The organism is Bradyrhizobium sp. P2_E8, from assembly GCF_056403875.1.
In genome coordinates this window covers 1-802 of the sequence record NZ_JBFUES010001729.1, presented here as the reverse complement: position 1 = coordinate 802, position 802 = coordinate 1, and the positions used below count along the sequence as shown (strand labels likewise).

The window sequence follows — 802 nt, the reverse complement described above, 5'->3', positions numbered from 1 at the left end:
CAACTGCTCCTGCTCCTTGCGGCCCGCCTCGACGAGGCGGCTGGTTGCCGCTTCGATGGCCGTTTGCACACGGGAGAGATACTCGTCCTTCGGCAGGCCCGCCGGCAGCGGATCGAGAAACTCCACCACCAGCGTGCCGGGATAGCGCATGAAGGTGCGGCGCGGCCAGAACAGGCCGGAATTGAGCGCGATCGGCAGACACGGCACGCCGCAGGACGAATAGATCTGCGCAAAGCCGGTCTTGTAGTCAGGAGGCGCGCCCGGCGCGCGGCGCGTGCCCTCCGGAAAGATCACGAGCTGGCGGCCGCTGCGCACCGCCACGCGTGCCCGCCGCGTCATGTCCAGCAGCGCCTTCACGCCGGCCTTGCGGTCGATCGCGATCATCCCGGTCTTGACCAGGAACTGACCGAACACCGGGATCTGCATGAGCTGGCGCTTGAGGATGAAGATCGGGCGGTGGAAGAACCCCGGCAACACGAAGGTTTCCCAGAACGACTGATGCTTGGCCACGATCACCAGCGGCCCTTGCGGAATCTTCTCCTGCCCGCGGAATTCCACCTTGATATTGCAGATCACCCGCATCAGGACCAGCGTCGCCTTCGCCCACCATTCCGCGACCGTCARCATGGCGCGCGGCGGCATCGCAAAGGTCGGCAGTGCCACGATCGCGAGACACACCAGCACGGCATAGAACAGCACGTTGAACACGAGCGAGCGCAGGAAAATCAAGAACATCGACGATCCGATCAATTGCCGATCAATTGGCCTGTGCCGTGGCGGGCCGCTTCGGCTGCATCCCGGG

Annotated in this window: 1 protein-coding gene; it reads right to left on the bottom strand. The window is 64.7% G+C overall.

What is annotated here, in order from left to right; translation table 11 throughout:
- A partial coding sequence (locus AC1D00_RS43530) for a lysophospholipid acyltransferase family protein (RefSeq protein WP_477014985.1) occupies window positions 1–735 on the bottom strand: 735 nt, incomplete at its 3' end.
- Window positions 736–802: the final 67 nt, after the last annotated feature.